A 6,533-nucleotide genomic window follows, 5' to 3' on the forward strand; every position below is an offset into this window, starting at 1 on the left:
TATTAGAAAAATTAAACCTCTCTAACACCTCAAGCGCCGCCACTGTACAAATTAATAACGCCATTTATGAGTCAATTTCTAGATCGGACTTAGGGGATATAGCAGTTGAGAACATTCCAGAAAAACTAAATGAATCCTTAATAATAACTAATGCAAGAGACGTAAAGCATACTTTTCTTTTCTTAAATCCTATTATAAAAGACGGAAATGGCTTTAAAAGAATCAAATCTTTTTCTTACTCCATTAGCAACTCTACTGCAAGAACTAGCAGCAGTAGTATTTTTCAAAAAACAGCAGCCGTTTCAAATTCTGTATTAGCATCAGGAGATTGGTATCGATTCTATATCCAGAAATCAGGTATTTACAAAGTAACTCGATCATTTTTACAAAGCTTAGGATTTGATCCTTCGAAAGTTGACCCCAGAAGAATAAAAATATACGGAAACGGAGGAAGAATGCTTCCTTTGGCCAACAGCACTTATTACCCAGATGATTTAACAGAAAATGCAATTCAGGTAATTGGAGAGAGTGACGGAATTTTCAACAATGAAGATTACATTCTCTTTTATGCCGAAGGAGTTGAAAACTGGAACACAGAAAGTCAAACCAACTTAAATCTTTACGATAATAAGTCCTATTATTATATTACAGCTTCTGGCGGGGATGGAAAAAGAATTCCAAACCTAAATCAGCCAACTGCAAACAGCACATTAGAGTTAAACACGTTTGATGACTATCAATTTCATGAAATTGATCAAACCAATATTGTTCATCTCGGACGTCAATGGCTTGGAGAATCTTTTGACATTAATCAGGAACAAGAATTCTCTTTTAGTTTCCCAAACCTTGATACAACTGTACCAGTAAAAATAGACGTAAACACAGCATCTGCAGCCTTTACTGCAACTTCTTTTTTAATTTCCGCTAACGGCCAAAATATAGGAAACATAACTTACACTCCCTTATTAACAGACTCAGACATAAAATACAAAACCGACAACCTACCTTCTAACACAACATTTACAGGAACTGACAACATTAAAATCAAGATTACATACAATAATAATGGTGTCCCTGGATCAAAAGGTTACCTAGATTACATTAACCTGACTGCAAAACGAAAGCTTTTAGGAACTGGCAAACAATTTCTTTTTCAATATAATGATGCGGGTTCTGTTGCAGGAGTTGTCAACTACAATATTGGCAACGCTGCTGGAATTTCTCAAATTTGGGATATTACAGACCTATATAATGTATCAAAAATTGAAAATGCAAATCAGTCGACTTTTAGCTTTAAAGCCAATTTAGGAGAAATCAGAAAATACGTTGCAATCGACGCTTCCGATTATTATACTCCTTTAAAAGAAAACCAATCCAAAATTGCAAACCAGAACTTAAAAGGAGCCATTTTTAGAAATAGCCAAAATACTTTTCAGGATATCGATTATGTTATTATTACACCAAAATCTCTAGCCTCTCAAGCAGAAAGATTAGCGAACTTTCACAGAACAAATTCGAACTTAAACGTCAAAGTCGTTTCGCTAGAAAACATCTATCAGGAATTCTCCTCGGGAAAACAAGACATAGCAGGAATTAGAAATTTTGTAAAATACATTTATGAAAATGCATCTTCTCCAGACAAAAGAATAAAATACGTAAATCTATTTGGTGATGCTTCGTACGACTACAAAGACCGAATTTCTAACAACAGCAATATCGTACCTATATACCAATCTCTAATAAGTAATAGTGTAGGCGAAGCTGGATTTGCATCTGACGACTTTTATGGTCTTATGGATTCAAACGAAGGAATAGTAGGACTTCCTTTTAATGGAATTGACATTGCCGTTGGCCGTATGCTTGTTTCAGACAATGCACAAGCACAAGAAATGGTAAATAAAGTTTTAGAATATCATGACGCAAAATCGTATGGAAACTGGAGAAACAATTTTGTTTTAGTAAGTGATGATTCCGACAAAGCCGGAGACGAAACATTACAGTCACGCCAAAATGCATTAGCCGATTTAATTGCATCTGAAAAACCTTTTTTTAATATCGAAAAAATATTCCTAGATGCTTACACACAAGAAGCTTCTGCTGGAGGATCAAGATATCCAAAAGCCAGAACAGATTTCTTCAATGCTTTTGAAAAAGGCGCCTTAGTTTTTAATTATTTAGGGCACGGAGGAGAAGACGGATTAGCCAGCGAAAGAATTTGGGAAAAATCAGACAGCCAAAACCTAAACAATCAATACAAATACCCTTTGTTTATAACCATTACATGTGAATTTTCAAGATTTGACGATCCTACCAGACCAACAGCTGGAGAATATGTCTATTGGAACCCAAAAGGAGGTGCAATTTCGATGTTGACTACAATTAGAGAAATTGGCCAAATAAATGGTGAAAATTTCAATGATGTCTTAAACAAAAACCTTCTCGCATATGGATCCAATCAATATAATAGCATTGCAGAATCACTACGTATTTCAAAGAATGAAAATCCAAGTTCAGGCAGCAATGTTGTTACCTACATTGGCGATCCTGCTTTAATGTTATCAATTCCAAAACCTAAAATTAACCTTACTAAGGTCAATGATATTGTAATTTCGCAACCTATCCCTGATTTTAAATCATTATCGAAGATTAAAATCTCAGGAGAGATTACAGACGAAAACAATATACTATTAAGCAATTACAACGGAGAACTGGCAACCGCCATTTTCGATAAAATGATTACCAATTCAACTTTAAATAACGACGGATTCAGTCCTCCTATACAATTCAAAACCTTAGGAGAAACTATTTTTAGAGGAAATGCATCTGTTACAAATGGTCAGTTTGAATTCAGTTTTGTTGTCCCAAGAGATATTCGAATTCCAGTTGATAATGGAAAAATCAGTTTTTATTCTAAGAAAAATGCTTCTTTAGAAAACCAAACTGGTTATAACAACACTATCAAAATTGGGGGAATTAACGAAAATGCCCCTCAGGACAATATTAGTCCAAAAGTTAAGTTATATATGAACGACGAAACTTTTGTATCTGGAGGCATTACAAATGAATCTCCTTTCCTTTTAGCCTTTTTAGAAGACGAAAACGGAATTAATACAGCAAGTGGAATCGGGCATGATATTGTTGCTATTTTAGATGGAGATGTAAGCAATCCGTACATTTTGAATGATTATTATCAGACAAAACTAGACGATTACACCAACGGAAATTTACGTTTTCCGTTTAGAAATTTAGCTCCAGGATTGCATACTATAAGTTTTACCGCTTGGGATGTATACAACAACCCTGTTACCAGCGAGATACAATTTACAGTAGTAGGAGACGAATCACTAACATTATCACATGTTCTTAACTATCCTAATCCTTTTTCTACTTACACACAATTTTGGTTTTCGCACAACAGACCCTACGAGCCTTTGGATGTGCAGGTACAGGTCATGACCATTACCGGAAAAGTGGTTTGGACAAAAAACCAAACTATTACAACAGAAGGATTTTTGTCAAGAGAAATTACATGGGACGGAAAAGACGATTTTGGAGATAGAATCGGAAAAGGAGTGTATATTTACAAACTTACTGTAAAATCAAATTTAACAAATAAAAAAGCAGAGAAATACGAAAAGCTTGTCATCCTATAATATTATATATATTTGCACCACCAAAAACTTAAGTCCCTTAAATGAAAAAACTATCACTTTTACTAATTTGCCTTTTTACCCTTTTTAACTTAAAGGCTCAGGAATCAAGACCAATAGTAACCGGAGTTCCTTTTCTGCTGGTTGCAGCAGATGCTAGAGCAGCAGGTTTAGGCGACCAGGGAGTTGCTACTTCTGCCGACGTGTTTTCTCAACAATGGAACCCTGCAAAGTATGCTTTCTCAGAAGACGCCCAAGGTCTTTCTATCAGCTACACACCTTATCTGACAGATCTTGCCAATGATATCTCTTTAGGTCAGGTTACATACTACAACAAAATTAACGAACGAAGTGCTTTTGCTGGAAGTTTTCGTTATTTCGGTTTTGGAGGAATTGAATTAAGATACACCGGAGATCCAAATGAAGCTGTACGAACAGTTAATCCAAACGAATTTGCCTTAGACGGATCTTATTCACTAAAATTAAGTGAAGAATTCTCTATGGCTGTTGGAGCACGCTTTATAAACTCAAATCTAAAAGTCGCATCTGAAGAAACTGACGCTTCTGCAGCAAGTACATTTGCTGTTGACGTTGCTGCTTTTTATCAATCAGAAGAAATTGCTTATCAGGATTTCAACGGAAGATGGAGAGCGGGTATCAACCTTCAAAATATGGGACCAAAAATCAAATACGACCATGACGATTTAAGCTCAAATTTCCTTCCTGCAAATTTAAGATTAGGTGGAGGATTTGAATTTATCTTTGATGATTACAACAAACTTGCTGTAAGTGCAGAGCTTACTAAACTCTTAGTACCAACACCTCCAGGAATTCAAGCTGCTGTTGACGGAAATGGAGATGGAGATTTTAACGATCCAGAAGATATTACACAACAACAAGCTACAGACGCTGCGTATAACAAATACAGAAATATTGGCTGGGTTCCAGGAATGTTCAAATCTTTTGGTGATGCACCAGGCGGATTCAAAGAAGAAATGCAAGAAGTAACCTATAGTCTTGCTGCAGAATACATGTATCAGGATGCATTTGCAATGCGTTTAGGTTATTATCACGAAAGCCCTGAAAAAGGAGCTAAACAGTTTTTCTCTTTAGGAGCAGGTTTTAAATACAACATTATGAAAATTGATGTATCTTACCTATTCTCGGCTTCAAAAATAAAAAACCCGTTGGAAAATACACTTCGCTTCTCTTTAACGTTTAACTTTGGAGACAAATACGAAACGTATTAAAAACAGAATAAAATAAAAATAACATAATCCAAATTCCGGCATAACTGGGATTTGGATTTTTTTTCCCTTAAAAACAAATGAAAGAAATCAATATTACAACTTCATTTACGATATATGATAATTTAGGTGAACTTCCTGACGAAATTCAGGATTTAATGAATCAGGCTATCGAAGTCAGAAAAAAAGCGTATGCACCTTATTCTAAATTTAGAGTTGGAGCTGCTTTACTCTTAGACAATGGAAAAGTTATTTTAGGCTCTAATCAAGAAAATGCAGCCTACCCATCTGGACTTTGTGCAGAACGAACTGCTATTTTTTATGCCGGAAGTACATATCCTGAAGCAAAAATTTTAAAAATGGCCATTACAGCCGCTTCAGATACGAATCAAACGACTGCTCCTATTCCACCTTGCGGATCTTGCCGACAATCGATTGCAGAATACGAAATAAAGCAAGACACACCAATAGAAATCTATTTTATGGGCGAAATTGGAGAGGTTTACAAATCATCATCATTGAAAAATTTACTTCCATTGATGTTTGATAAAAAGTTCTTGTAAAAAAAAGCCAAAAAGTAGCGTTTAAATTTTACTTCTTAAATGTAATGTCTTATTTTTGCATCCCGACCTTTCGGGCGCAAATTTGTGGGAGGAAACTATTTTGCGTTACAGGCACAATAATCGATAACACAAACAACTTTAGCAAAAGAAAGAATTCAGATGAAAGAAGTTACAAAAGAGGTATATTTAAAGTGGTATGAAGACATGCTACTTTGGAGAAAGTTTGAAGACAAACTTGCAGCATTATACATTCAACAAAAAGTTAGAGGTTTTCTACACCTATATAATGGTCAGGAAGCTGTATTAGCAGGTGCTTTACATGCTATGGACTTGACCAAAGACAAAATGATTACTGCTTACAGAAACCACGTTCAACCAATTGGTATGGGAGTTGATCCTAGAAACGTAATGGCAGAGCTTTTAGGAAAAGCAACAGGAACTTCTAAAGGTATGGGAGGTTCTATGCACATTTTCTCTAAAGAACACGGATTTTACGGAGGACACGGAATCGTAGGTGCTCAAATTCCTGTGGGAGCTGGTATTGCTTTCGCAGACAAATATTTCAACACTGGCGGTGTTACTATGACTTACTTTGGTGATGGTGCTGCTAGACAAGGTTCTTTACACGAAGCTTTCAACATGGCTATGTTATGGAAACTTCCAGTTGTATTTATCGTTGAAAACAACGGTTACGCAATGGGAACTTCTGTAGAAAGAACTGCGAACCACACTGACATCTGGAAATTAGGTTTAGGTTATGAAATGCCTTGCGGACCTGTTGATGGAATGAACCCAGTAAAAGTTGCTGAAGCTATGCACGAAGCTATCGAAAGAGCGCGTCGTGGAGACGGACCAACTTTCCTTGAAATGAAAACGTACCGTTACAGAGGACACTCTATGTCTGATGCACAATTATACCGTTCTAAAGAAGAGGTTGAAGAGTACAAAAAAATCGACCCAATTACTCAAGTTTTAGATGTAATCTTGGATCAAAAATATGCTACTCAAGAAGAAATTGAAGTAATTGACCAAAGAGTTAAAGACTTAGTTGAAGAGTGTGCGAAATTTGCTGA

General features: G+C 35.8%; 4 protein-coding genes. All 4 read left to right on the forward strand.

Annotated elements, in window-relative coordinates:
• A partial coding sequence (gene porU / locus VGE71_RS17130) for a type IX secretion system sortase PorU (protein WP_331139404.1) occupies positions 1 to 3,653 on the forward strand: 3,653 nt, incomplete at its 5' end.
• A 41-nt stretch (positions 3,654 to 3,694) separates the two neighbouring features.
• Entirely contained in the window at positions 3,695 to 4,900 is a 1,206-nt protein-coding gene (porV, locus tag VGE71_RS17135) for a type IX secretion system outer membrane channel protein PorV (RefSeq protein WP_331139405.1), read from the forward strand.
• A 77-nt stretch (positions 4,901 to 4,977) separates the two neighbouring features.
• Positions 4,978 to 5,460, forward strand: a complete 483-nt coding sequence (gene cdd / locus VGE71_RS17140) for a cytidine deaminase (protein WP_331139406.1) — start codon at positions 4,978 to 4,980, stop codon at positions 5,458 to 5,460.
• Positions 5,461 to 5,619: 159 nt separating this feature from the next.
• Positions 5,620 to 6,533 (forward strand): pyruvate dehydrogenase (acetyl-transferring) E1 component subunit alpha (pdhA, locus tag VGE71_RS17145; protein WP_331139407.1); only part of this gene is annotated, 914 nt, incomplete at its 3' end.

The sequence above is a fragment of the Flavobacterium sp. genome (assembly GCF_036405015.1).
Taxonomy (GTDB): domain Bacteria; phylum Bacteroidota; class Bacteroidia; order Flavobacteriales; family Flavobacteriaceae; genus Flavobacterium.